Consider the following 24,727-nt stretch of genomic DNA (forward strand, 5'->3'; position numbering starts at 1 on the left):
GCCCTTAATTACTTAAAATAAATAGACAATTCTGTATGTTTAATAAGTATTTGCAACAAGCAGTTAGATAGAAACCACAAGCCAAATATTAAATTTAAGGGGACTCAAGCATCAGGACTTGAGTTGAATATTCTGTAACTCACCATCAAAGGTTTCAATTAAACTTTTAATGGCAGGTTCCTGCTGTAATAACTCAACAGCCCGATGAAACGCCTTTTCCTTACGCATGACCTGCATGGTAAAAGGTGTTATCGAATCAATATCTTGATATTGCACATTAAACTGCGTATTCGGCCACTGTGACTTAAGTGCATCTTCCAACGCCTGCCTTAATTGTGACAACATGCCCTCGTATTTCTGCGGAATATGAAACACAGATGAGCCATTAATATGCCCCTGCATGATGCCATGCTGTGCCAACTCCTGGACGGCTGGCGAAAGTTCACTATTTCTAAACCAGTATTCCCATTTATCCAGATTCCACTCACCCTCCAAAACCTGTTCACGAAGTTTAAGAATATCTTGAGGCATGAGATTAGCTTGGTCTGCCAAATGCATCGTTTCAACCTGTTGAACTACATCAACCACAGGCATGGCAAATTGGTTGTCAATTTGCTGTTCCGTAGCAATAAATGTTTCTTCAAACAATTCAGGTTCAGCCTTAACGTTTGGCTCAGGTGCTTGATTGATGATTTGTGTAACTTCAGTTTGTTCCTCTACGGGAAAAATCAATACCTCATCTGATTCTTTGAATTCACTGGAATGAGCATTTTGCTGATGGATAGCTGAATGATCCAACCCAATCAGTTGCCCATCCGCTGCATCAAAAACCATAACATTTTCATTCTGAATAATGCGTTCAGGTTCAGGTTCAGGTTCAGGTTCAGGTTCAGGTTCAGGTTCAGGTTCAGGTTCAGGTTCAGGTTCAGGTTCAGGTTCAGGTTCAGGTTCAACACTAACCATTTCCTGCTGAACCACAAGCTGTTCTTCAACAATAGTAACTTGCTGCAATTGCTGAATTTCTGCTGGACTTGGCTCAGTTGAAACGACTTGCTGATGAGAAACTACAATATTTTGTGGGTTTGTGCCCCCAACAGTAATTTCACCAGCAGATAACGGTCTAAATGCGAGCAAACGCAAGACACACATTTCAAAACCTTGCTCTTGCGTGACTGCAAGTTGCAGATCAGATCGTCCCTTACATGCAATCTGATAGTAAAGCTGCAAATCCTGAGCAGAAATCAGTTTGGACAAATGTAGAATTTTTCGATTGATTTCTTCACTGTATTTCAAGGCAAGATCAGGCAGATACTGCAACAACGCCAACTCATGCAAGGTTGAAACCAACTGATCCAGAACCAGAGAAACATCTAAAGCCTGTTGCCTAAACTGCAACAACAACTGGCTGACATGCGCTTGTTGGTTGTGATGAATTGCTAAAATCAGGTCATAAATAATGGTTCGGTCAATCAGCCCCAGCATGTCTTTGACATCTTGATGATGTACAGCTCCCTGACCATAGGCAATGGCCTGATCCGTTAAGGATAATGCATCACGTAATGAACCCTGTGCCGATTCAGCAATTTGCCAGATCGCATCCTGATCAGCTTCAATATGCTCTTTATTTAAAATTGCGGTTAAATGCGTGGTAATCTCATCAACAGCCAAAGGACGCAGGGTAAACTGCAAACAACGAGAAATCACCGTAATGGGTAATTTCTGTGGATCGGTGGTTGCAAACAAGAACTTCACATGCTCTGGCGGTTCTTCCAGCGTTTTTAATAAAGCATTAAATGAATGCGTTGAAAGCATGTGCACTTCGTCAATCAGGTAGACTTTGAAGCGACCCTGAGTTGGTGCATAAGGAACATTGTCCAGTAACTCACGGGTATCTTCAACTTTGGTACGTGACGCAGCATCAATCTCGATTAAATCAATGAAACGCCCTTCATTCACGGCCTTACAGGTGGCACAAACTTCACACGGCGTTGAGGTCACACCCGTTTCACAGTTCAGGCACTTGGCTAAAATACGGGCAATTGTAGTTTTACCCACACCACGTGTCCCTGTAAATAAATAAGCATGATGCAATCGTCCACGTTCCAATGCGCTGGTCAACGCACGGGAGACATGATTCTGCCCCACTAACTCATTGAAATTACGTGGACGGTATTTTCTTGCCAATACTTGATACATGAATACTCCTTATAGCCGCTTTAGCATACTGTGTTTTTAAGAAGCTGTGAATGAATCCCGAACTGATTGATCAAAATTAGGGTTTGTTGGCTGTGATACAAGGCTTGCACCGCCTTTCAACTCAAGGGACAATACACGTTATTGATTTATTTTTGGCTTCATCATCATGTCACAACCTTTAACGGTATTGGGCGGTATTACCGCAGAACAATTTTTAACTGAATACTGGCAAAAAAAACCACTGCTGGTGCGTAACGCAATGCCCGAAATTATTGGACTCATCGAACCTGATGATGTCAGGGAGCTGGCATTGGAAGAGCAAGTCAGCGCACGTTTGATCCGTCAAAAAAACAAAAAACCAAATGAATGGCACGTTAAATCCTCACCTTTAACCAAAGGTGATTTTCAAAAATTGCCAAATTTATGGACAATTTTAGTACAAGCGATTGATCACTATTCCTTTGATATTTCAGAACTGTGGAAAAAATTTCCTTTTATTCCCCAATGGCGGCGTGATGACATTATGGTGTCCTACGCACCTAAAGGAGGATCAGTGGGCAAACACTTCGACTTTTATGATGTGTTTCTGGTGCAGGGACATGGTCATCGCCGTTGGCAGTTGGGTCAAATGTGTGACGAATCAACCGAGTTTGTGCCAGATCAACCCTTAAAATTATTGCCTGAAATGGATGTTCATTTTGATGAAGTTCTTGCGCCAGGCGACTTGCTCTATGTACCACCTGGACTTTCCCATTATGGTGTTGCGGAAGATGAATGCCTGACCTTTTCGTTTGGTTTCCGTATGCCTAACCTTGCACACATGATGGATCGGATCAGTGACCAGTTTGCAGAAAATAGCTTACTGAAAAATCCCTTGCTGGATATTCCCCGCCAGCAGGCCACAGCAATTGGCGAAATCAACCATACCGAATTTAGCTATTTAAAAAACCAGTTACTCGATTATCTCTGTCAGGCGCCTGAATTTGATGCTGCAATTATGGCATATATGAGCGAAGTCAAATATCCAGACAATATTCCTGAACCAGAAGAAATTGAGGCAAATGAGCTCATTGAAATCATAGGTACAGGCTATGAACTGATGCTGGAACCAGCGATGAAACTACTTTACAGACAGCACAATGGAGTATTGGAGTTTTGGGCAAATGGCGAACCTGTTTGTGTTTCCGAAGCATTTGAGAAACAATTGCAGCAACTAGCCAATGGTGAAAGCCTGATATTTGATGAACAGTTGAATCATATTGAAATACTGGAAGATATCGCCCAGTTGCTGAATGATGGCATTTTAATGCTGTTACCACCCAATTAAACTTGAAAAGTATAGCTATTAAATGAATCACTAAAAATGAGGGCCTGCAAAATATCAAAGGCCCTCATTAATCCAATACGACCCAAAAACCTGTTTTTGATAAGAGCTACATTTTATTCCCTGAATTAGAATAAGACTTACGCATTGACGGATTCAAAAAAGTATTAAACTAGTGGCTCTAGACTAGCAGAATACACGTAGACCACTTCAAAAGAAAAGTCATCTGAAAAGATGAACATAAAAAAGCCCTTGTAAATACAAGGGCTTTTTTAATATTTGGCAGAGGATCAAGGACTCGAACCTTGACGAACGGTTTTGGAGACCGTCATGCTACCATTACACCAATCCTCTATAACAGCATGATCAAATCATAACGACTTAACCATAAAAAAAGCAAGTTATCCTTGCTTTTTAAATTTGGTGGGGGCGAAGAGACTCGAACTCTTACACCTTGCGGCGCTGGAACCTAAATCCAGTGCGTCTACCAATTTCGCCACGCCCCCGATGGATGTGTATATTAGAGATAAACGTTTCTGATGACAAGCCCTTTTTATAAAAAACCATGCATCTGAAACTTAATGCTTTTTTAATATACAGATAAAAAATTACGGCAATAAAAAAGGGACTCCTAAAAAATCCCTTTTAAATTTGGCAGAGGATCAAGGACTCGAACCTTGACGAACGGTTTTGGAGACCGTCATGCTACCATTACACCAATCCTCTATAACAGCATGATCAAATCATAACGACTTAACCATAAAAAAAGCAAGTTATCCTTGCTTTTTAAATTTGGTGGGGGCGAAGAGACTCGAACTCTTACACCTTGCGGCGCTGGAACCTAAATCCAGTGCGTCTACCAATTTCGCCACGCCCCCGATGGGTATGCATATTAGTGAGAAACATCCTTGATGACAAGTGTTTCTGTTAAAAAAAACCAACCAAATGAACATATAATATTCAAATCAAGTATTTATGTTTATTTTTACAGCAAAATAGTCGAGTTTAGACAGTCTTTTGCATCTGAAACCAACTTAAAACGCTGTTCAACCTGCTTCTGCATCAACCCATTCAGCAATGGCAAAAAGCATTCAAGCTGTTTAGGAAGCTGAATTTGCATTTGCTGGCAATGCAATACCGCCCAATTATGGTAGGTCTTGGCCTGTAGCCTTGTTTCAGTGAGCCATTCATAGACAATAATACCAAAAGCATATAAATCACTCTGAACTGTTTTCCTTTCTGCATGAAAAAGCTCTGGCGCCATATAGTGCGGTGTGGCAGTTAAATTCTGGGTTGCATGAGGTGATTTAAAGCTCTGCTCAAAATCAATCAGCTTACAGCTATTTTCATAGCAACGGAAATGTTCAATTTTAAGGTCGCCATGCACCCACCCTAGTTGGTGCATATTTTCCAGTGTTTCCAATGCCCTTAATATTTGCTGTTGAATTATTTGCACATCGCTGGGCACACAGTTAAAAAAATTTTCTGTATCCACCAGAATCAGCCCTTTTCCAGTGGAGGCAAGTTCATGAAACGGCGTGTTTTCTTTAAACTGAATGATTTGATGAGGAACAATAAATTGCTTTCTGGAGATTGAATTCTGCTGATAAAAATCCAATTCATGCAGAAAAGCATGTTCCAAAACGTGATAACTATGGGCCTGATGAAATTTAAGCCAATATTTTTGCTGTTCGATCTGGAATGTATATAAACGCCGTCCAAAGGCATAACTTTGGGGTTTGGTTTTTAATACAAGATCATCCAACGGAAGTTGCGAATCAAAGGTCCACGTAATAAAACTCATTCTGCTGCTTTTCTGCCTGTTTGCGCAATGATGCCAAACAATGTTCAATGGTTTTACCAATACGCGCATGGGTTTCAATAGAAGCGATTTTAGGCCAGGTCGCCCGTTCACCCTCCTGCTGCAAAATCTTAAACAACTTGGGACGAGGGTTCTTGAGCATATAACCATAGTGGCGCAGTCCATATTTGGCAATAATATTGACATCCCCATAATAGCGCTGTCCTAAAATACCATAACCATGATCCAGGGCACGGCGAATCGGGAAAAATCTTCCCACATAATGGCGGGTTAAATCCATCACATCCAGTGCAATGGTTTTACCCTGATGACGGATAATCCGCTCAGGCCAGCTCAACACATCATTACGATAACGCTGTAAGTCACTCTGCATAAATGGAACAATATGCGGATTCACCTGACTAGCAATGGTGTAGTTGATATTATACAAACGAGCCATTTTTTCTTGTGGAAAATCACTACGCATACTCCCATCCACCCATTTGGTGTTTGACATATAGGGCGTATGCTGTCCATCGTAGCGCTTGCTGGTCAGATGAACGGGTGGAAACAGAACAGGAACCGCGCAGGAAGCCATCACCGCACTCCAGACCAAAGCATTCGGCGCAGTCAAGGCATTGAGGATAAGCGGGTTTTGTGATGCATTGTAAGGTGCAACCGCAATATTGATATGCAGACCAGAACGCTGATACGCCTCTGCAAAGGTCAGGTCTCCCATATTGTGAATCAGGAATTTTTTAAGGTACATCACATCGGCAATACCGCCATGCCCCTTAATGAGTTCCATCACCTTTCTAAAACGAAATGCTTCATGAAAGAAATGCTTTCCTGTCAATAATTCTGGAATTTGATCAGCGGATGAGGTACCCAACATCCCCGTCATGATTGCGCCCGCACTTGAACCTGACAGCACTTTCGGCAACAGGTCCTGTTCCAGCAATGCCTTACACACCCCAGTATGAAACAGTCCCAGAGTTGCGCCACCAGAAAGCATCAAGGCAGGCTGACCATAGGCTTTCTGACATTCCTCAAAAAACTGGATTTTCTCCTTGAGCTGAAACGTTATACATTCGCTGGATGCCAAATAACGCAAACAGTCACTCACCTCATCCACATAGTTTTCGATAATTTTTTTGGTGCCGATATACGTTTCAGCAAACAACATGGGATGGCCAATATTGGCAAAATCGTAGGTTAGTCCATCCCTCAATACATAGATCAGGTCAAGGGTACGGTGATGCAGCCGATATCTTTTTAGCAGGTTGTAACGCCTGGATAAAACTTCAGCATCAAAATAAGGCGATTCATTGTCATATTTCCATACTTCCCTGCCTGATTCCTCGTCCAATTTGAGTGCAATTTCCCTCCATTCTTCATAAGAGCTGGCATGTTGTAATTGCTCCTGTAACACATCTATCCTATATGTTTGATATGTATTCTTTTTTTCTTGGACATTATTTAACATTCGTTATCCTGATGTGCATCATGTTTTTCTAATCCTGCACCTATACAATGCAAAAACCTATTGTAACAATCAAGGGTAAAATCAGCTTATTTCCATATTCTTGATGATATTTTCTTTATTTTAACTATAGCAGTGATAGTATCCCTATTTATTGATCACTGAGTTTGGTTTGATTTATGGCTATCCTTGATTTACCCGAATCTATTCTCCAGTCATTATCCAGTGTTTTAACACAGCTCCAGCAAGTCCTCCCCGCTCCAAGACAACCTACTGATTTTTCAGCAATTGCTTTTCGCTGGGAAAATCAGCAACTGGTCGCAATTCAACAACCTAAAAAAATGTATCTGGAAGATTTAAAAGGAATTGAACGCCAAAAAGACAAGATTATCCAAAATACCTTGCAGTTTTTAAATGGTTTCCCCGCCAATGATATTTTGCTGACAGGTTCCCGTGGTACAGGCAAATCCTCCATTGTACGTGCCCTGCTCACGGCGTACTCAGCACAGGGTTTACGCCTGATTGAAATTGAACGTGATGATTTATCAGATTTACCAAAAATTCAAAAACTGATTGCCGAGCGCCCAGAAAAGTTTATTGTCTATTGTGATGACCTGGCCTTTAATGCGGAAGATGAAAATTACCGTAGTTTAAAGAGTGTTTTGGACGGTTCGCTGCAATCTGGTTCAACCAACTTCGTTATTTATGCAACCAGTAACCGCCGCCACCTATTGCCTGAATTTATGCACGAAAATACACCAGTGCGCAAGGTTGATGTTCCGCAATATACCGAGTTGCATCCACAGGAAGCGATTGAAGAAAAAATCTCACTTTCTGATCGTTTTGGACTATGGCTTTCATTCTATCCAATGGATCAACAGCTCTATCTGGACATTGTGGAACATTATATTCGAAAAGCTGATCTGGAATATAATGACACAGTACGGGCTGAGGCACTGAGATGGTGTCAGGCACGAGGACAGTGTTCAGGCCGTGCGGCATATCAGTTCTCAAAACACTGGATCGGTTCGCAGCAATTAAAAATGGTATAATTACTCAAATAAAAAGCCATCAATTGATGGCTTTTTCATCTCAAAAATTTATGGTATTGCTTTTAAATCCAATCCATCAATAATATATAAAGTATTACTATCAATTTTTTTCTTATCCTGATCTAAGTATTTCTGCTCCAGAACACCATTGGTTACCCATAGTGCAAAGTCATCATCATTGATTAAACCTAAACGCTTATCATCAATCAGCCACAACCCTTCCATTTTATCATGAGGGAATTTGACTTTCTCAATCATATCTAAAACCAGCGTTTTTGTTGGGGGTAAAATACCCTGTGTCTTTAACCCATCCCAACCTTTTGCTAAAACATATTGTTCTAAAGTCTGTCCATCAATGGTTAAACCCAGTTTAGCATCCTGTTTAATCTGAGCTGTTTCAGCAATATCTTCTAAATTGGTTGCATTACGCAAATCAATTTTATAAACACGTTTAAAAGCGCTTGGATTATCTCGATAAAAATCTCCATCTCGCTCTAAAACTAAAAAGCTGGTATTACTTAAAGCTGTAATTGCAGAGTTGGAATAAGCTTTTGCTCCACCTTCCTGTTTATATAAATATTGCTTCACCTTTTTAGTTTCTAGATCAATAGTTACAATACGGGTTAAGTCTGATTTATTGACTGCTGTTGTTGGATTATCCATCGTGGATTGCATAATCCCCACCAGGGTTTTCCCATCTGGTGTAATGGTTAAACCTTCCATGCCACGATTCGGGCGGCGATTGGCAAATTCCGCAGGCAGTAAATAACCACCAATACGGCGGGTATCTTTTTCAAAAGCATTAATACGGTCTATTTCTACACCATTGGCATCATAATGAACAATATGTGGGCCATATTCATCACTCACCCAAAAGCTACCATCTTTCATGGCAACCAAACCTTCCGCATCTAGACCATATTCATCTGTTTGACGGCTTAATAATTTGCCATAAATGTCGTAAGCTGCTTCTTTGGTTGCACCAAAATTGGCATTAGGTAGGCCCGAAATATTTTGCCCATTACGATCCTTAAGTAAAATTTCCTTAATCTTTTTCACTGTACCATTGGTTTGTACTTCAAATAGACCAATACGCGGCACATATGCTGGATCAGGGAACATCTTGCCATTGTCTTTATTTAAGTTGTAATCGGCATTGGGGCCTCGATCGGTAATGGCATAAAATTGGTTTTTATTGGTTGGGTGCGCCACCAGATCAGAACCGAAACCACCCTGTCTAAACTCAATGGTATTGCCCGCTTTTGCCCCATCTGCAATACCTTTCAGATGATCCATCACCTGATAAGTGAGCTGCACACCCCGAGCGAAAGCATTTTCTGTGATACAACTCGGCGTGGTTTGCTGAATTTCATCAGTCTCTAAAATTCCATTATTATTTTTATCTTGCCCTGTCAATTTAACTGTTCCACCTAACCAGCAATCTCGATCACCAAAGTTTAATGTCTGCTCGGTACTTAACATTTTTGCTGTATTTTGATTGTCATCATGGTCACTGCCACAGCCCATTAATGCCAAACTGGTAAGAATTGAAATCAATAATACTTTTTGCTTCATCATAATAGCTACCCCATAAAATTACTGCTGTAGCCTAATCTTCCGAAATGACAAAACCATGACCATTAAATGACAATTCATAAAATCATGTGATAACTGACCAAGCTTTTAATTACGGTCTATTGACATTTAAAACATGTACCTTGTTATCTCGCTCTTTTGGTGAGCCTACTGTTTAGGACAGCACCAATTTTTCAAATAGTGTATTTATTGAATTTTTTATATCAGTTTCCACTTGTTTATCATAACCTTCAACTAGAAATCGGCTAAATAAACCTTCAATCAGAGTATAGATCATAGTGGTTAATATCTCTTGATACTGATTTGCATTTATATGTTGATTAATCAGATTCCTCACCCATATTTTATGTTCTTTTGAAATTTGAATAATTTCATTATTTTCGGAATGTGATTCTGCAACAGCCCGTACAAATAGACAGCCTTTGAAATTATCTTCCTGAAACCACTTTAAATGCCAATCAATAATCTTATTGATGGCTTCCCGACCTGTAGCCTCAGCAACATAACTTTGGAGACTTTTTCTAAAACGAATATCTCTTAACTCCAAAACAGATTTAACCAACTGATTCTTATTTTTAAAATAAGTATACATTGTAGTTTTTGAGCATCCTGATTCATCCCGAATCAAATCTACGCCCACTCCAGCAAAACTACTTTCGTAAAAAAGCTTCTCTGCTGTATCTAAAATTTTGTTAGCTGATTTTGACATAAAAAATTTACCCAATAAAAATAGTACAGATCTGTACTATTTATAATTTTAGGATTATGATCAGCAAAAATCAAGATCAGAGGAAAAACAATGCGACCAATTCTCAATGGCAAAGAACATTTAGCACCTTTACCGCAATCGATTGATCTCATCAGAAGTTTTGTTGGGGGAAGTCTAAGTATTCTAGTGTTATTATTTTTAAGTCAATTTACCCATAATATCTTTATTATGGCACCTTTCGGAGCCACTTGTGTTCTATTATATGCCGCATCACATTCACCTTTGGCACAACCTCGAAATGTAATTTTAGGACATTTGGTCTCAGCATTTATTGGCTTATTATTTCTTAAATTTTTTGGTACACCCACCTTGAGCATCGCTCTTTCTGTCGGTTGTGCAATCGCAGCAATGCAACTTTTACGTTGTGTTCATCCACCCGCAGGTGCTAATCCATTGGTGATATTGCTAACTGCAAATACCATTCAATATCACTGGGGTTTCTTATTTTTCCCTGTGCTATCAGGTTCAATTGCATTGGTGTGTATTGCTTACTTAGTCAATAATCTTAAGTCAGAGAAGAAATGGCCTGTATATGGATTAGCTTTTATCCATAGTAAAAACAATCTTGAATAAATTGCTATCATTCTTCTTATTATTCAGATATTAATTTAAATCTCGATGCAGAAAAATAAATTTTCTCTGCATCAATCTTTTATTTTATAGATTATCAATATTCTTTTGCCAACTTTTCCAATGTGATGAGCATTTTTTTCACGACAGCTCTTTTATGTTGCAACATATTCTTGATATTCGCTGGATTGAAACCTGTCAGTTTTGCAATACCTCGACTAGTCATGTATTCACCAGTTTTTTCAAAGTGCTTTTCACTTAACTCTGTTTTGGCATTAGAGAAACGAACTGCCAGCTTATAATCGTTAAATTCAGACCAGGCACCTGTTTTATATTCCTGAAAATCAAATTCATTCTGATGGGCAGGTTTGTCCCGAAGAATATTATTCAAGCGATTGACCACAATTTTTTCCTCACTGTCTTCTATCAATTGATAAAGTTCAGTTTCCTCAAAAGTTCGCCCTAAAGAAATATCCTTTCTAAACTGCTCAATCACTTTATCATTTTTTTCTTTATTTTCATTAGATTGAATAAGATTTAGAATCTTAAACAAAGACTCTAGTCGACCACAGGTAAAAACATAAGAAATTTTCAACTTCTGAACTCCGCAAATGAGTTTTGGCTCATCAAAATAAATAATTTATCCAATACTTTAACACAATAGCGTTGACTCCAAGCCATTGCCATGTATATAAATAATGGTTTGATTTTTAAATAAAATAAGAACGTAAACCGACCTAAAGCCTATCAACCAACAAGAATCATCAATTCAATTTTCAGGTTGGTTGCAACTCAGTCATCGGCCATCTTGGCGTTGTGGTGACAGCCAGACCATCATGCTGCCCAGCCTTTAAACGTTGATAACCTGCGAATGCAATCATTGCGCCATTATCGGTACATAAGGCAGGTTCAGCATAATAAACCTGCGCCTTAATTTTTTTCAGTGAGGTTTCCAATTGCTCACGTAAACGCAAATTTGCACTCACCCCACCTGCAATCACCAAACGCTTTAAACCTGTTTGCTTTAAGGCTTTAACCGATTTTTTAACCAATGTATCGACAATTGCTTCCTGAAAAGAGGCAGCAACGTCAGCATCACGGTTTTCTTCACCCAGTTTTTTCAACTGCACAGAAACCGCTGTTTTTAAACCACTAAATGAAAAATCCAAACCTTGATGCAACATTGGACGAGGAAACTCAAATGCCAGGGCATCCCCTTGCAATGCAAGTTTTGCGATGTTTGGCCCACCTGGATAAGGTAGCTTCATCATTTTTGCGACTTTATCAAAGGCTTCACCTGCTGCATCGTCAATTGACTCACCCAGTAATTCATATTGACCAATACCGTAGGCTGCCATCAACTGTGTGTGCCCACCAGACACCAATAATGCAACAAATGGAAATTCTGGTGGAGTCTCTGAAAGTAATGGTGCAAGCATATGCCCTTCCATGTGATGTACACCAATTGCAGGCTTATTAAAGGCAAATGCTAAAGTACGACCAAACAATGCACCTGTCATCAAGGCACCCATGAGTCCTGGACCACGCGTATAGGCAACCGCATCAATCTGGTTTTTCTGAACACCACTTTGTTCAAGCAGTTGATTGATCAGGGGAATCATTTTACGGACATGGTCACGTGAAGCAAGTTCTGGTACGACACCACCATATTCAGCATGCAGTTTGATCTGGCTATATAAAACCTGTCCACGCAAGCCGAGTTCACTATCATAGAGTGCCAACCCAGTTTCATCACACGAAGTTTCCAAGCCCAAAACAATCATTTAACTGCCTTTACATCGTTTAAAAATAATGTCGGGGCTATTATAGACTTGTGATCTGAGTTGTAAATGAGTAAAATAGTGCACTTCACTTGTGATCTGGCGTAATGGTACGTTAGGTCTATCCCATCATCTTAGAGGATTTTACATGCCACAAGTTAAATTGAAAGAAGGCGAACCAGTAGACGTAGCTATCCGTCGTTTCAAGCGTTCATGCGAAAAAGCGGGTGTTTTAGCTGACGTTCGTAAGCGTGAGTTCTATGAAAAACCAACTCAGGAACGTAAGCGTAAAAAAGCTGCTGCAGTTAAGCGTTATCAAAAGAAATTGACTCGCGAATCTGTACGTACTACTCGCCTTTACTAATTAATTTGTGACTGACTGCTGATATGACCACTTTAAAAGACCAGATTACCGACGTATTAAAATCATCTATGCGTGCCAAAGACATGGCAACGGTAACGGTTATTCGTGGTGTACAGGCAGCGATTAAGCAAATCGAAGTCGATGAACGCATTGAGCTTGACGATGCTCAGGTTCTTGCGGTCATTGAAAAGCAAATTAAACAACGTAAAGAATCGATCAAGGCCTTTTCTGGCGCTGGTCGAGATGATTTAGCTAGTAAAGAACAAGCCGAAGTTGAGGTTATTTCTCAATTTCTACCAGCCGCTATGACTGAGGAAGAACTTGATTCTATCATTGAGCAAACGATTGCTGCTCAAGAAGCTACTAGCATGAAAGATATGGGTAAGGTGATGAATTCTCTACGTCCGATCATAGCCGGACGTGCCGATCCTGCACAAGTTTCTGCCAAAATTAAAGCAAAATTAAGCTAATTAGCTTAAATCCTCTTTATTTATATCCGCTATTTATTTCTAAATTGGATTCATTTTTAACAATGAACCCAAAGTTTTTCGACTATTTAAAATCACACTGAACATTATATTTAGCAAGCATCTGCATCTCTTTAGACTCAACCACTTGTTTAATTAAATCCTGCTTGGTCATACCTGCATATTGTGGTGGTAATGATGAACGGTTTTGTTCAATTGCACCTGACATATCCTGAATATAACGCTGGTTAATGCCACAATATTTAGCTTGTTGCTCAGGACTAAATTGAGTGAGCTGAGGGTCTAGGCTACGCAAGAATCCACGCAAGTCCTGTGCATAGCTTTCCCTGATTTTATGTACAGCATTGACATATTGCTCAATGGATGCAGCAAAACTGTTCCCCATACAACCAGTCATCAAAATAATAAAAACAAACTTCTTCATAAATCTTTTAACTTCATCAATGAATATGACTTATCACTAGCATTTTATCTTAATTCAATAAAATCTGGCTTATGTTCAGTAAAAAATTCTTCTTTCGGTGCTGGAAGATGCCCCTCCGTCACCGCTCCCAAACGCAAGCGGATGATATTAGGTAAATCGGTACGATAAGAATAGATTGGACTGGCACAATGTTGTGCAATAACACAAAATACTATTTTCGATTTCCCCACATAGACACTGCCCTTTAATCATTTCTATTTTTCCTAATTTTTAAATTTTCATACGGCGATCATCTTGCATCTGTTTCAAGCGCGATTCAATTTTTGCTGACATTGCCAAGTTACCTTTTGCCAAGCGTTGGGCATGTAGCATGGATTTAATCGCATTTTCTTCATAGCCAGACCAATATTCAGCTTCCGCACGATAGCACAGCACATTTACTGCTTGCAGTGGTGAACTTTTATCAAGATTGGTCGCCTGCTGTAAAAGCTGCCATCCCTGTATATCACGCTGATTTTTTCTTATAAAGCGCTGTACCAGAGTTTGCGCCTGATCAATCTTGCCTTGGCGGATTAAGACCTCAGCCAATTTATAGGATAAAGCTCGATTTTCAGGCATGGTTTTTTGTAGTGAACTGATGCTGTCATATGCCTGATCGAACTTGTTTTGTCCCAGATAAATATCGGTTTGAATCAGGGGAACAAGGATATGCGATTTTAATTTTATCTTGACCAGATCAAGGTTGGACTGTGCCTGAGTATAGTCTCCCTGCATCAGATAAAACTTGCTAAGCGCCAATAAGCCCGCGATATTCTTCCGATTGGCAAGCGCCTGTAACTGGATTTCTGTCGCCTGATTTGAGACAACCTGTGTGTACCATTTTAATATGTCAAAATCGAGATCATAGATTTTAGACTTGACTTGAGGCAACTGATTGGCACGTAACCGCGCCTCACTCATACGTTCTGTAGTAAGTGGATGGGTAAGCCAGAAATCAGGCAAAAAACTAACTCGACTGGTTGCCCGATGCATGGTTTCAAAATAATCAGCCATGCTTTGTGGATTATAGCCTGCCGCGTACATAAACTGCATGCCGATACGGTCAGCCTCACGTTCCTGATTCCGACTATAACTGAGTTGCTTGTCCATTAAGGCAGCCTGCGTTCCAAGCATGACGGCGGAACCCACCTCACTATCTGCCTGTGAGGCAATCGCAGCCCCGACAATAATACCAGCCAAGGCCAATAGCCCCTGTCCCTTAAATGCCTCTTGCGAACGGCTATAATGTCGTTGTGCAACGTGTGCTATTTCGTGCGCCATTACCCCTGCAATCTCATCAAGATTTTTTGCTGAGGTAATGAGTCCCGTATTGAGTGCAAATAAGCCACCTGGTACGGCAAATGCATTGATCTGGGGGTCTTTAATAATCACCAGTCCAATCGGTTGCCCTAGTCGGGTTTGGCTTAAAATACCTGAGAATACCTGTAGAAATTGATCTTCTAGCCATGCATCCTGAATGGTGGGCATCTGGCGATGCACTTCACGATATACCTTTTCACCAATGAGCTTTTCTTTTTGTTGATCAAGCAAACCAATACCGCTTCCAATGTCAGGCACTTCTGTTTGACCCATATTTTGCGTAGGCAAAAAAATCTGGGTATGGCTGAGTTGGGTGGTGGCAAAAAGGCCACATGCGAGCAATAAAGATCTCAAGTGGTTTCTCTAAGGTATGAATAAAAAATGACTATAGCATTGAAAATAGGAGAAATTTGCAACGAAGTGTTATAAAAGGCAGGAAAATCCCGCCTTAGTTTATATTTTTGAAATCAACCAAACTATTTGTTATTCGCATAGCGTTGGTCAACGCTAAATTTTTCAGGATGCTTTGCATTGATTTCGGCATAAAATGCCATGATCTCCGCCATATCCTGTTCATAGTTTCCTGTTGGATAGATCATTTTTCCAACCCCTGTTTTTTTCTTGGCATAATCCATATAGGCTAAAGCAATCGGTACGCCTGCCGTCATGGCGACATGGTAAAAACCCGTTTTCCACTGTTCCTGTTTTGCCCGTGTCCCCTCTGGTGTCACCAGCATCACCAATTTAGGATGCGTTTTAAACAGGTCACTCATCAGTTGAACCATGCTTGGACGTTCCTGCCCCGCTTGCTTCACACGACGGTCGATCCCGATACCACCCATTGCACGGACAAAAGGCCCAAATGGCAGTTTCATGTAGCTGTCTTTAATGGTCAGACGTACATTGACACCCAATGCCTTCAATGCCAAACGCGCATATAAAGCATCCCAGTTACTGGTATGCGGCGCAGCAATCATGACACACTGGTCCACATTCAGGTCTCAGTGATTATCCAGTTCCCACCCCATTAGATTTAAACTTTTCTCAGCCAATTTCTCAAACACAAGCGGACACCCCAAAATAAATTACAAAGGGCGCAATTGTATCAATATTCACCAGTTTAAAAAGATGCTGTAGCTGAATAATTCAGCAATAAATTTGTAAGCATTTATTCAAATTTTGGATTGACAAGATAACGGGGTGTACGATCTTCTAAAGCATCAATTAGGTTCTGATAGGCCAGATCGACCATTTTTTTGCGTGTTTCGGCGGTGGCTGAACCAATATGTGGCGCAGTCACAACATTTGCCAGGTCAAATAATGCAGAGCTTTGTAATGGTTCTTTGGCATATACATCCAAACCCGCAGCAAAGATTTTATTTTGCTGCAACGCATCAATAAGCGCATTTTCATCAACCACCGAACCACGCGCAATATTGATAAATACAGCATGTTTCTGCATCAGGTCAAACTGCACCTCTCCAATCAGTGCCTGTGAATCATGATTTAAGTCAACCGCAACCACAATAAAGTCAGACTGCTGTAGAAGCTGGTCTAAATTACGATATTGCGCATTGAAAGCCTGGGCCACCTCAATTTTTTCACGGCGGTTATGGTACAGAATATTCATGTTAAAGCCATAAAAGCCACGTCTTGCAATGGCTGCGCCAATATGGCCCAGACCAATGATTCCCAGCGTTTTACCAAATACATCCACACCAAATTGTTCAGTCGAAACGGTACGCTTCCATTGCCCCTGTTTGGTCCATGCATCCAGTTGTGGAATCTTACGTGCTGCACTCAAAAGTAAGCTAAAGGCTAAATCGGCGGTGGTTTCGGTAAGCACATGCGGGGTATTTGCCAGCCAGATTTTTCGCTGATTTAGATAATTCACATCATAATTGTCATAACCAACGGAGACGGTCGAAATAATCTTGAGTTTTTGTGCAGGTGCCAGATTGCTTTCATTGAGTAAACGTCCTGCACCAATCATGGCATCGGCATCAACCACTTCAGTACGGATTTGCTCATTGATCTCACCGAGTTTTGGGTTGAGCACTACCACCTGATAATTTTGCTGTAACCGTGCTAGAACATCTTGATCTATTTGACTGAATACGACAACTTTCTTCATTGTTACAATTCCGATCTTTTATTGCATCAGTTGCCACAGTCGTCTTTTTAATAAAGGCTGGGCAATCATTTCTTCTAAACTTGCTAAATGTAGAATATTAGAGTGCTGGATAAAATCGAGATGACCTAGACATAGAATCTTTTTATTCATGGCAGTCGCATCCAGAAAGCCCTGAATATAGGAGGGCAAGCCGCGGCTTTCCTGAAAATCAGCCAATGGAAAAGGCCATTTTAACTCGGCATAATGCCCCAGTTTCGCTTTCTGAATATTGTGCCAGAGTTGTTGCTGTGTTTCATTGAATCGACTGCTTTCCACCAGGATTGCACAGCTTTCCAGAATATACATTTGCAACTCAAAGCTTTGGACCTGTGTTGTGACAATAACCTGCTCTTTGTCAGACATCATCTCAACAGCTTTGGGTTTCACAATGATTTCAGCATTATTCCGCGGTTCAACCATCGTGATCGGCTGAACTGGTTCATGCTTTATTTGCAGCTCAGGCTTGTTTTGTACTGGCGTTTCGAATTGTATTGGCAAGGACTGAATCTGTTCAGGCTCTTGATCTCGCCATAAGCTCGGCGCGATATTTTTTTCGCATACGACTTCTCGAGGAATCCAAACATCTATTCCCAAAGTTGCCAATATGTTTCGCTGCCGCCCGATCATCTTCGCTATTTATTCCTTTCATCTATCAGGATGTGTCATGTTAAAAGTATTTATAACATTACTTTCAATTCCTCATAGTCTAGCATAAACCACTCCACCCTAAATGGCTTGCTTTTGTGCAATCACATCATTGGCAAGGGCAACTTCTTACACGCTGTTGGATAAACAGCTCTAGATAATTTAAATATACCTATATCAAATCCATGAATAAATAAAAAACCGAGTTAATCGCTTAACTCGGTTGACTATCCATTCTTGAATAGGTGTTATTTTTTCTCGACCTTGAAACTATCCTTTAAATCAAGAATACGGTTAAATACAGGTTTTGCAGGAACATGATCATATTGGTCTGCCACAAAATAACCTTCACGTTCAAACTGGAACCGATCTTCTGGTTTTGCCTGTGCCAAAGCTGGTTCAATCACCGCTTGAACGACTTTTAATGATTCAGGATTTAGATTTGCCAGGAAATCATCATCGGCATCAGGTGCAGCTTTGCTAAATAAACGATCGTAAATACGAACTTCGGCTGGAATACCTTTTGTTGCCGATACCCAGTGAATCACGCCCTTAACCTTACGTCCTTCAGGATTTTTGCCTAAAGTTTCAGGGTCAATTGAGCACTTCAATTCAACCACTTCACCGTTGGCATCCTTAATGACTTCATCACATTTAATCACATAGGCATGGCGTAAACGCACTTCACCCTCTGGAATTAAACGTTTGAAACCTTTTGGTGGCACTTCTTCAAAGTCTTTACGGTCAATATAGATTTCACGTGTCAAGGGAATCACACGCTCACCCATATCCACATTCGGATGACGAGCATGGGTTAAATCGAGTTCTTCTGGCAAATTGGTGAGCGTCACTTTTAAAGGATTCAACACTGCCATACCACGGGCTGCGGTGTTTTCCAGAGACTGGCGAATACAGAACTCCAGCATTGCCACATCCACAATACCATCGGTTTTTGACACACCCACACGCTTACAGAAATCACGCAAGCCCTCTGGGGTAAAACCACGACGACGCATCCCCACCACAGTTGGCATACGCGGATCATCCCAACCATTGACATAACTCCCCTCAACCAGCTTACGCAGCTTGCGTTTAGATGTGATGGTATAGTCAATGTTTAAACGCGATGATTCGTATTGGCGTGGCACAGCCTGAGAGTGCACTTTCTCAATCACCCAGTCATAGAACGGACGATGGTCCTGAAACTCCAGGGTACAGAGTGAATGGGTAATACCCTCAATTGCATCAGACAATGGATGAGCATAGTCATACATTGGATACATTTTCCACTTGTCACCTGTCTGGTGGTGTTCTGAGTGCAACACACGATAAAGGATTGGATCACGCATGTGTACATTCGGGCTTGCCATATCAATTTTGGCACGTAAAACCGCTTTACCCTCGCCCAATTCACCATTACGCATCTGCTCAAAACGAGACAGGTTTTCTTCCACCGTCGCATCACGGTATGGCGAATTTTTACCTGGCTCCACAAAGCTACCGCGGTTCAACTTGATTTCTTCAGGTGTCTGCAAATCCACATAAGCATCGCCCTGTTCAATCAATTGAATAGCCCATGCATAAAGCTGGTCAAAGTAGCTTGAAGCATAGCGAGGTTCACCATTCCAGTGAAAACCCAGCCATTTCACATCGTTGGCAATGCCATCCACATATTCCTGCTCTTCAGCATCAGGGTTGGTATCGTCAAAACGCAGGTTACATACGCCGTCAAACTCTTCGGCAATACCAAAGTTCAAACAAATTGCTTTGACATGACCAATATGCAGATAACCATTTGGTTCAGGTGGAAAACGTGTCACCACTTTCTGGGTGCGGCCATCTTTTAAATCATCGGTAATCACCTGACGTACAAAGTCCAAGCCTGCCTGTTGTTCTTGCTGCGCAGCATCGACAGAGGCATGAGTATTCGGTGTCGGGGTCTTTGGCAGTTCTGAAACAACATCATTTGGCTTCATAGGGTGTAAATCACTTCTTACGGTAAAAAAATAGAACATAAAAACGCAATCTTTGCTTTTTATCAAAGATTTTAACGTTTTTTACTTGCCTTGTAGTTTACAGTTTGCTTATGCTTCTCTCAACCAAAAACCCATGGTCACAAGCCCATGTTTAGGAGATTAATGTAATGAGTTTTCCTCAAGTCGAATTAAATACCAATAAAGGTCGTATTGTTCTTGAGCTTAACGCTGAAAAAGCGCCAAAAACGGTTGAAAATTTCTTAGAATATGTACGTGACGGTTTCTATGACGGTGTGATTTTCCACCGTGTGATTGATGGTTTTATGATCCAGGGCGGTGGCATGGACGAAAACTTCAAAGAAAAGGCAACCCGTGACTCAATCGAAAATGAAGCAGACAACGGCTTAAGCAACGATGAAGGCACCATTGCAATGGCACGCACCCAGGCGCCTCACTCTGCATCTGCCCAATTCTTCATCAACGTTAAAAACAACTCTTTCCTGAACCATACAGCACCAACTGCACAAGGCTGGGGTTATGCGGTATTTGGTAAGGTTGTTGAAGGCATGGACGTTGTAAATGCAATTAAAGGCGTACGTACAGGTAACCGTGGTTATCACGCAGATGTTCCTTTAGAGAACGTCGTGATTGAATCTGCTAAAATTATCTCTGAATAATTTGATCCAACAGGATTCTTTGTGACCCATCTGTTTATATCAGATTTGCATTTGTCACCTGATCACCCTCGACTGGTTCGAGGGTTTTTAGACTTACTAAAACAATATCAAGATAAAAACACCCAGCTCTATATTTTAGGTGACTGGTTTAACGCATGGATTGGGGACGACTACACCGCCCCTTGGCTAGATGAAATCGTTCAGGCTTTAAAAGAGTTCAATCAGGCAGGCAATCAGGTTTATTTTCAGGTCGGTAATCGTGATTTTGTTTTAGGAAAAAATTTCCTCAACCAATTTAATGGAATCCTACTCCCTGATGTCTATACGCTGGAAATTAACCATCAAAAATTCCGTCTGGAGCATGGCGATGCCCTATGTACTAATGACATTGCCTATCAACGCTTTAGAAGCGTAATCCGCAATCCAGTTCTGCTGAGTTTATTGAAACGGACCCCATTAAGCTTTAGACAGAAACTTGCCAATGGTTTCCGTAAAAAGAGCAGTGAAACCAAACAGCTCAAAAACTATGACATCATGGATGTGAATGCCCAGGCTGTAGATTCAGTGATAGAACAGGTGGATTTTTTAATTCACGGTCATACCCATCGTCCAGAAATTCATTTGTTGGGCAATAAACAGCGTATTGTTTTGGGTGACTGGCGAGCAGACTCTGCATGGATTCTAGAAATTAACGAACAAGAAAATAGTAGCCTGGATTTTAAAAAGTGGCTCTATTGACCTTTGCTCCATTCGACTTTATCTATATTTAAATCACATTTAGACACTTTTCATACCTGCTAGATCCAGTAAAATAAACTGATTTTTTTATTTTGGTTAATCATAAATGGATTCCCTACACACCGCAAAAACACGTTACACCACCAAGGCATACGATGCGAGTAAAAAGATTCCAAAAGAACAGTTTGAAAAATTATTAGAAATTTTACGTTTCAGCCCCTCTTCGGTAAATATTCAACCCTGGCATTTTCTGATCGCAGAAACAGATGAGGCAAAACAACGTATTGCAGCAGGTTTAACAGGTGGCTATGCTTATAATGCCGCAAAAGTGCTCAATTGTTCACATACCCTTGTTTTCTGTACACGTACCGATATTTCCAATGAATATCTTGAGCAGTTACTTGAACAAGATGATGTCAGTGGCCGCTTTAAGGATGAGGCAGCAAAACAGGGACAAAAAGATACCCGTTCGGGTTATGTTGAGTTTTACCGAAATGAATTGAAGAACCTTTCAGCATGGATGGAAAACCAGACTTATATCGCCCTTGGACAACTGTTATTCGCCGCAGCCCTTGAACACATTGATGCCACACCAATGGAAGGCTTTGACAGAAATATTATTAATCAGGAATTTGGTTTGGCTGAAAAAGGCTTGAAAGCCTCCGTAATTGTGGCTTTGGGCTATCGTAGCGAAAATGATTTTAATGCGAAGCTACCCAAATCACGCCTTGCGAATGATGTGATTTTTACCCGTTTATAATCATCATAATGATTGTGGTTGTTTGTAAGGGCAGATAACCATCTGCCCAAATTAAACTGTGTTCTGCTGGAATGAGAACATTAACCGCTACAACATCATCGCTTTTGCCAAACACAATACAGCCAGTACTCCACATACTAGACCAATCCATGTATAGGCTTTAAGCCGTTCCCGAAACAGCACCACCCCACTAATTACCCCAAAAATCACCACAAGAATGTTCATGCCTGCAAACACAATCGCTGGTGTGTCTTTCAACATCATATGTGCTTTCACATACAGGGCAATATTGGCAAAATTGATTGCACCAAGGACTAGACCTGCAAAAATATTCTTGGGCTGCCAATTCGGCTGGGTGATGGCGAGATACGCAATTGATAAAACAAACGCCACAATGAAGATGAGATTTAATGTGACTGCAAACTGTAGACCCAGGCTACTGCTATATTTAAGTAAGATATCAACCGCAGCATAACCTGCCCAGACACAAAACAGAAATAGGGCAGATTTTAGATTTAGGCCTTGTGTGGCTTTCTCCGCCGCCTGCCCAAGAATAATGAAAAAAATTGCCACCACACCTAAAGCAACGCCAATCAGCTTTAACAGGCTAAACTGCTCACCAAATATAAAATAGGCAGCCAATAAAGAAAGAATCACTGCCAAACGCTGGGCAATCTCCGTTTTCACAATACCCGCAAACTGCAATGACTTGGCTAAACATAGAAAGATGCTAGGTAACAACACCGCCAAAATTAAAATCAGCCACCACGGCGTATGTTGCCATGAAACATGGGTGATATCCGTTTTAAACCAATAGGCGCATAACACACTGGCACTTAAATAGTTCCACGCAATCATTTGCCAAACATCAAAACCTTTTTCTTTCAGATATTTCAGCAAAATTGACACGATAACGCTGCAACAGGCAGCCGCAACAATAATTTCCATGAGATCTATTCTAGCTTTTTAGACATAAAAAAATGCCAGTCTGAAAACAGACTGGCATTTTTTAAAGATCATCAATCAATTAACGATTATTTTCGTCTTCTTGACCATCTTCAAATTTAGTTTCGCCGTCGAAACCGCCCTGACCACCGAAGCCGCCCTGATGACCGAAGCCACCCTGACCACCGAAGCCACCCTGACCAACGAAGCCGCCCTGACCACCGAAGCCGCCATGACCACCGAAGCCGCCTTGACCACCGAAGCCGCCCTGACCACCGAAGCCGCCACCTGTAGCCTGACCACCACCAAAGCCGCCAGCAGCACCCTGTGCAGGGAAGCCACCAGTGCCCTGAGCACCAGCTGGACGTGGATTGCGTGCAGGAACGACAGTCGAAATCGCATGCTTATAAACCATTTGGCTTACTGTATTTTTAAGTAAAACCACATATTGGTCAAAAGATTCAATATGCCCCTGTAGTTTAATACCGTTAACAAGGAAAATAGAAACTGGAATACGTTCTTTACGGAGAGAATTTAAGAACGGATCTTGTAAAGTTTGACCTTTAGACATTTTTAACTCCAAAAAATTTTAAATCAGCGCAAAAAAACTATCTTTATTTTTTAACTAAAAATTATAAAAAGACAGCCTGCGAATTTTGCGTTATCAAAAGAAGTTTCGCAAGTCTTCTTTCGCCTGCTTTATCGTCACATAAGTTTTAAAATCGTGTAATTCTTGCAAAGAACGTAACCAAGTGTATTGACGTTTGGCAAGTTGTCGTGTCGCAAATAGTGCTCTAGTCTCCATTTCAACCCTATTTTTGAGACTCAAGTCACTTTTCAATAAAAAATCTAAAGCTTGACGATAACCTACAGACCGCATAGCGGGTAAATTATCATTTAAATCGTATTTTTTAATTAATTCCTCTACTTCATTTAAAAAACCAATATTCCACATCTTGCTCAATCTTTGCTCAATGCGTTGATGTAATTCTAACCGATCTGGCATAAGGGCGTAGTTATAAAAATTGTAACGATATGGTTGATTTTTAGGTTGTTCTGCCTGTAGTTTTGTTATTGGTTCACCCGTAATTCGGTACACTTCCAATGCCCGAATAATACGTTGCCGATCTGAAACCTTAAACTTTTGACCTGCGATGGGATCAACAGCAACCAGTTCATCATAAACCGCCTGCCAGCTTTCCTGTTCAGCCTTGGCAATAATGGTATCACGAATCGCCTGATCCGCATTGGGCAGGTTATCGGCAAGTCCCTCAAGCAGCGACTTGAAATACAGCATGGTTCCGCCGACCAGAATTGGTGTCTTGCCCCGTGCGTGCATATCGTCAATCAAGGGGCAAACATCTTCAACAAACTGGGCCGCCGAGTACACTTCCAATGGTGTAATAATATCAATCAAATGATGTGGATATTGTTGCTGCTCTTCTTTAGTCGGTTTCGCCGTTCCAATGTCCATGTCTTTATAAACTAAAGCTGAATCCACAGAAATCAGTTCAAAATTTCCACGCTCATACAGTTCACATGCCAAAGCGGTTTTACCACTTGCGGTAGGCCCCATTAAATTAATCACGGGCAATTGATTTGACAT

24 protein-coding genes, 4 tRNA genes and 1 pseudogene are annotated in these 24,727 nt (G+C 40.9%); 8 read left to right on the forward strand and 21 right to left on the reverse strand.

All coding sequences use genetic code 11. The features are described 5' to 3' along the window. Positions 1–111 precede the first annotated feature (111 nt). Positions 112–2,196: a DNA polymerase III subunit gamma/tau gene (dnaX, locus tag F972_RS08415; protein WP_004769535.1), complete on the reverse strand. Its 2,085-nt coding sequence runs from the start codon at positions 2,194–2,196 to the stop codon at positions 112–114. Positions 2,197–2,362: 166 nt separating this feature from the next. Here dnaX and F972_RS08420 point away from each other — a divergent pair, with 166 nt between their 5' ends. Next, complete coding sequence (locus F972_RS08420; protein WP_004682430.1) at positions 2,363–3,523, forward strand: ribosomal protein uL16 3-hydroxylase; 1,161 nt, start codon at positions 2,363–2,365, stop codon at positions 3,521–3,523. 277 nt (positions 3,524–3,800) lie between these two features. On the opposite strand, the gene F972_RS08425 is transcribed toward F972_RS08420, so the two are convergent. The 6 genes from F972_RS08425 to F972_RS08450 form a co-directional block, all read right to left on the reverse strand. Continuing rightward, positions 3,801–3,874 (reverse strand) — tRNA-Trp (locus tag F972_RS08425). 67 nt (positions 3,875–3,941) lie between these two features. Then, positions 3,942–4,026: transfer RNA gene (locus F972_RS08430), tRNA-Leu, on the reverse strand. Between the two features lie 146 nt (positions 4,027–4,172). After that, positions 4,173–4,246: transfer RNA gene (locus F972_RS08435), tRNA-Trp, on the reverse strand. 67 nt (positions 4,247–4,313) lie between these two features. Continuing rightward, a tRNA-Leu gene (locus F972_RS08440) sits at positions 4,314–4,398 on the reverse strand. A gap of 107 nt (positions 4,399–4,505) precedes the next feature. Further along, positions 4,506–5,324, reverse strand: a complete 819-nt coding sequence (locus F972_RS08445; protein ID WP_004682432.1) for a protein kinase domain-containing protein — start codon at positions 5,322–5,324, stop codon at positions 4,506–4,508. Beyond that, complete coding sequence (locus tag F972_RS08450; protein WP_004682434.1) at positions 5,299–6,807, reverse strand: DUF3336 domain-containing protein; 1,509 nt, start codon at positions 6,805–6,807, stop codon at positions 5,299–5,301. Before F972_RS08450 ends, F972_RS08445 begins: the two co-directional genes overlap by 26 nt. Positions 6,808–6,983: 176 nt before the next feature. On the opposite strand from F972_RS08450, the gene F972_RS08455 reads away from it, so the two are divergent. Further along, positions 6,984–7,856, forward strand: a complete 873-nt coding sequence (locus F972_RS08455; RefSeq protein WP_004769537.1) for an ATP-binding protein — start codon at positions 6,984–6,986, stop codon at positions 7,854–7,856. A gap of 48 nt (positions 7,857–7,904) precedes the next feature. Here F972_RS08455 and F972_RS08460 read toward each other — a convergent pair whose 3' ends face one another. Together F972_RS08460 and F972_RS08465 are read right to left on the reverse strand one after the other, a co-directional pair. Next, a complete protein-coding gene (locus F972_RS08460; protein WP_034423182.1) occupies positions 7,905–9,431 on the reverse strand; it encodes an esterase-like activity of phytase family protein in 1,527 nt (508 codons plus the stop codon). A gap of 175 nt (positions 9,432–9,606) precedes the next feature. Then, positions 9,607–10,161 (reverse strand): TetR/AcrR family transcriptional regulator, encoded by a 555-nt coding sequence (locus tag F972_RS08465; RefSeq protein WP_004757788.1) that lies wholly within the window; start codon positions 10,159–10,161, stop codon positions 9,607–9,609. A gap of 90 nt (positions 10,162–10,251) precedes the next feature. Here F972_RS08465 and F972_RS08470 point away from each other — a divergent pair, with 90 nt between their 5' ends. After that, positions 10,252–10,794, forward strand: a complete 543-nt coding sequence (locus F972_RS08470) for an HPP family protein (protein ID WP_004757786.1) — start codon at positions 10,252–10,254, stop codon at positions 10,792–10,794. Positions 10,795–10,888: 94 nt separating this feature from the next. Here F972_RS08470 and F972_RS08475 read toward each other — a convergent pair whose 3' ends face one another. Together F972_RS08475 and tsaD are read right to left on the reverse strand one after the other, a co-directional pair. Beyond that, positions 10,889–11,386 (reverse strand): hypothetical protein, encoded by a 498-nt coding sequence (locus tag F972_RS08475; RefSeq protein WP_004682438.1) that lies wholly within the window; start codon positions 11,384–11,386, stop codon positions 10,889–10,891. A gap of 181 nt (positions 11,387–11,567) precedes the next feature. Next, positions 11,568–12,575, reverse strand: coding sequence for a tRNA (adenosine(37)-N6)-threonylcarbamoyltransferase complex transferase subunit TsaD (gene tsaD / locus F972_RS08480; protein WP_004682440.1), 1,008 nt, complete (start codon positions 12,573–12,575; stop codon positions 11,568–11,570). 145 nt (positions 12,576–12,720) lie between these two features. Here tsaD and rpsU point away from each other — a divergent pair, with 145 nt between their 5' ends. Together rpsU and F972_RS08490 are read left to right on the forward strand one after the other, a co-directional pair. Next, the gene (rpsU, locus tag F972_RS08485; protein ID WP_004652785.1) at positions 12,721–12,936 is read left to right on the forward strand and encodes a 30S ribosomal protein S21; all 216 of its coding nucleotides are present in this window, start codon (positions 12,721–12,723) and stop codon (positions 12,934–12,936) included. 23 nt (positions 12,937–12,959) lie between these two features. Further along, a complete protein-coding gene (locus F972_RS08490) occupies positions 12,960–13,406 on the forward strand; it encodes a GatB/YqeY domain-containing protein (protein WP_004677044.1) in 447 nt (148 codons plus the stop codon). A gap of 82 nt (positions 13,407–13,488) precedes the next feature. Here the strand turns inward: F972_RS08490 and F972_RS08495 are convergent, their stop codons facing one another. From F972_RS08495 to F972_RS08520, 7 genes and pseudogenes are all read right to left on the reverse strand, one after another. Next, complete coding sequence (locus F972_RS08495; protein WP_004757784.1) at positions 13,489–13,848, reverse strand: hypothetical protein; 360 nt, start codon at positions 13,846–13,848, stop codon at positions 13,489–13,491. A gap of 44 nt (positions 13,849–13,892) precedes the next feature. Further along, positions 13,893–14,100: pseudogene (locus F972_RS15370) on the reverse strand (hypothetical protein). A gap of 18 nt (positions 14,101–14,118) precedes the next feature. Beyond that, positions 14,119–15,501: a M48 family metalloprotease gene (locus F972_RS08500; protein WP_228127145.1), complete on the reverse strand. Its 1,383-nt coding sequence runs from the start codon at positions 15,499–15,501 to the stop codon at positions 14,119–14,121. A 182-nt stretch (positions 15,502–15,683) separates the two neighbouring features. Beyond that, complete coding sequence (locus tag F972_RS08505; protein ID WP_004757780.1) at positions 15,684–16,184, reverse strand: 1-acyl-sn-glycerol-3-phosphate acyltransferase; 501 nt, start codon at positions 16,182–16,184, stop codon at positions 15,684–15,686. Positions 16,185–16,375: 191 nt separating this feature from the next. Continuing rightward, entirely contained in the window at positions 16,376–17,341 is a 966-nt protein-coding gene (locus tag F972_RS08510) for a 2-hydroxyacid dehydrogenase (RefSeq protein WP_004682450.1), read from the reverse strand. Between the two features lie 18 nt (positions 17,342–17,359). Next, positions 17,360–18,007, reverse strand: a complete 648-nt coding sequence (locus F972_RS08515; RefSeq protein ID WP_004682451.1) for a hypothetical protein — start codon at positions 18,005–18,007, stop codon at positions 17,360–17,362. A 266-nt stretch (positions 18,008–18,273) separates the two neighbouring features. Further along, positions 18,274–20,001, reverse strand: a complete 1,728-nt coding sequence (locus F972_RS08520; protein WP_004682452.1) for a glutamine--tRNA ligase/YqeY domain fusion protein — start codon at positions 19,999–20,001, stop codon at positions 18,274–18,276. A gap of 167 nt (positions 20,002–20,168) precedes the next feature. Between F972_RS08520 and F972_RS08525 the strand changes: the two genes are divergently transcribed. From F972_RS08525 to nfsB, 3 genes are all read left to right on the forward strand, one after another. After that, complete coding sequence (locus F972_RS08525) at positions 20,169–20,678, forward strand: peptidylprolyl isomerase (protein WP_004677029.1); 510 nt, start codon at positions 20,169–20,171, stop codon at positions 20,676–20,678. Between the two features lie 21 nt (positions 20,679–20,699). Further along, the gene (locus tag F972_RS08530) at positions 20,700–21,416 is read left to right on the forward strand and encodes a UDP-2,3-diacylglucosamine diphosphatase (RefSeq protein WP_004682453.1); all 717 of its coding nucleotides are present in this window, start codon (positions 20,700–20,702) and stop codon (positions 21,414–21,416) included. Between the two features lie 106 nt (positions 21,417–21,522). Beyond that, the gene (gene nfsB / locus F972_RS08535; protein ID WP_004682454.1) at positions 21,523–22,176 is read left to right on the forward strand and encodes an oxygen-insensitive NAD(P)H nitroreductase; all 654 of its coding nucleotides are present in this window, start codon (positions 21,523–21,525) and stop codon (positions 22,174–22,176) included. 87 nt (positions 22,177–22,263) lie between these two features. On the opposite strand, the gene F972_RS08540 is transcribed toward nfsB, so the two are convergent. The 3 genes from F972_RS08540 to miaA form a co-directional block, all read right to left on the reverse strand. Next, positions 22,264–23,124, reverse strand: a complete 861-nt coding sequence (locus F972_RS08540) for a DMT family transporter (protein ID WP_004682458.1) — start codon at positions 23,122–23,124, stop codon at positions 22,264–22,266. 79 nt (positions 23,125–23,203) lie between these two features. Continuing rightward, positions 23,204–23,692 carry an RNA chaperone Hfq gene (gene hfq / locus F972_RS08545; RefSeq protein WP_004769543.1) on the reverse strand — a complete coding sequence of 163 codons (489 nt, stop codon included), beginning with the start codon at positions 23,690–23,692 and terminating at the stop codon, positions 23,204–23,206. 93 nt (positions 23,693–23,785) lie between these two features. Next, positions 23,786–24,727: a tRNA (adenosine(37)-N6)-dimethylallyltransferase MiaA gene (gene miaA / locus F972_RS08550; protein ID WP_004677019.1), complete on the reverse strand. Its 942-nt coding sequence runs from the start codon at positions 24,725–24,727 to the stop codon at positions 23,786–23,788.

Origin of the sequence: Acinetobacter sp. CIP 102529 (assembly GCF_000368325.1) — a bacterium.
Taxonomy (GTDB): Bacteria; Pseudomonadota; Gammaproteobacteria; order Pseudomonadales; family Moraxellaceae; genus Acinetobacter; species Acinetobacter parvus.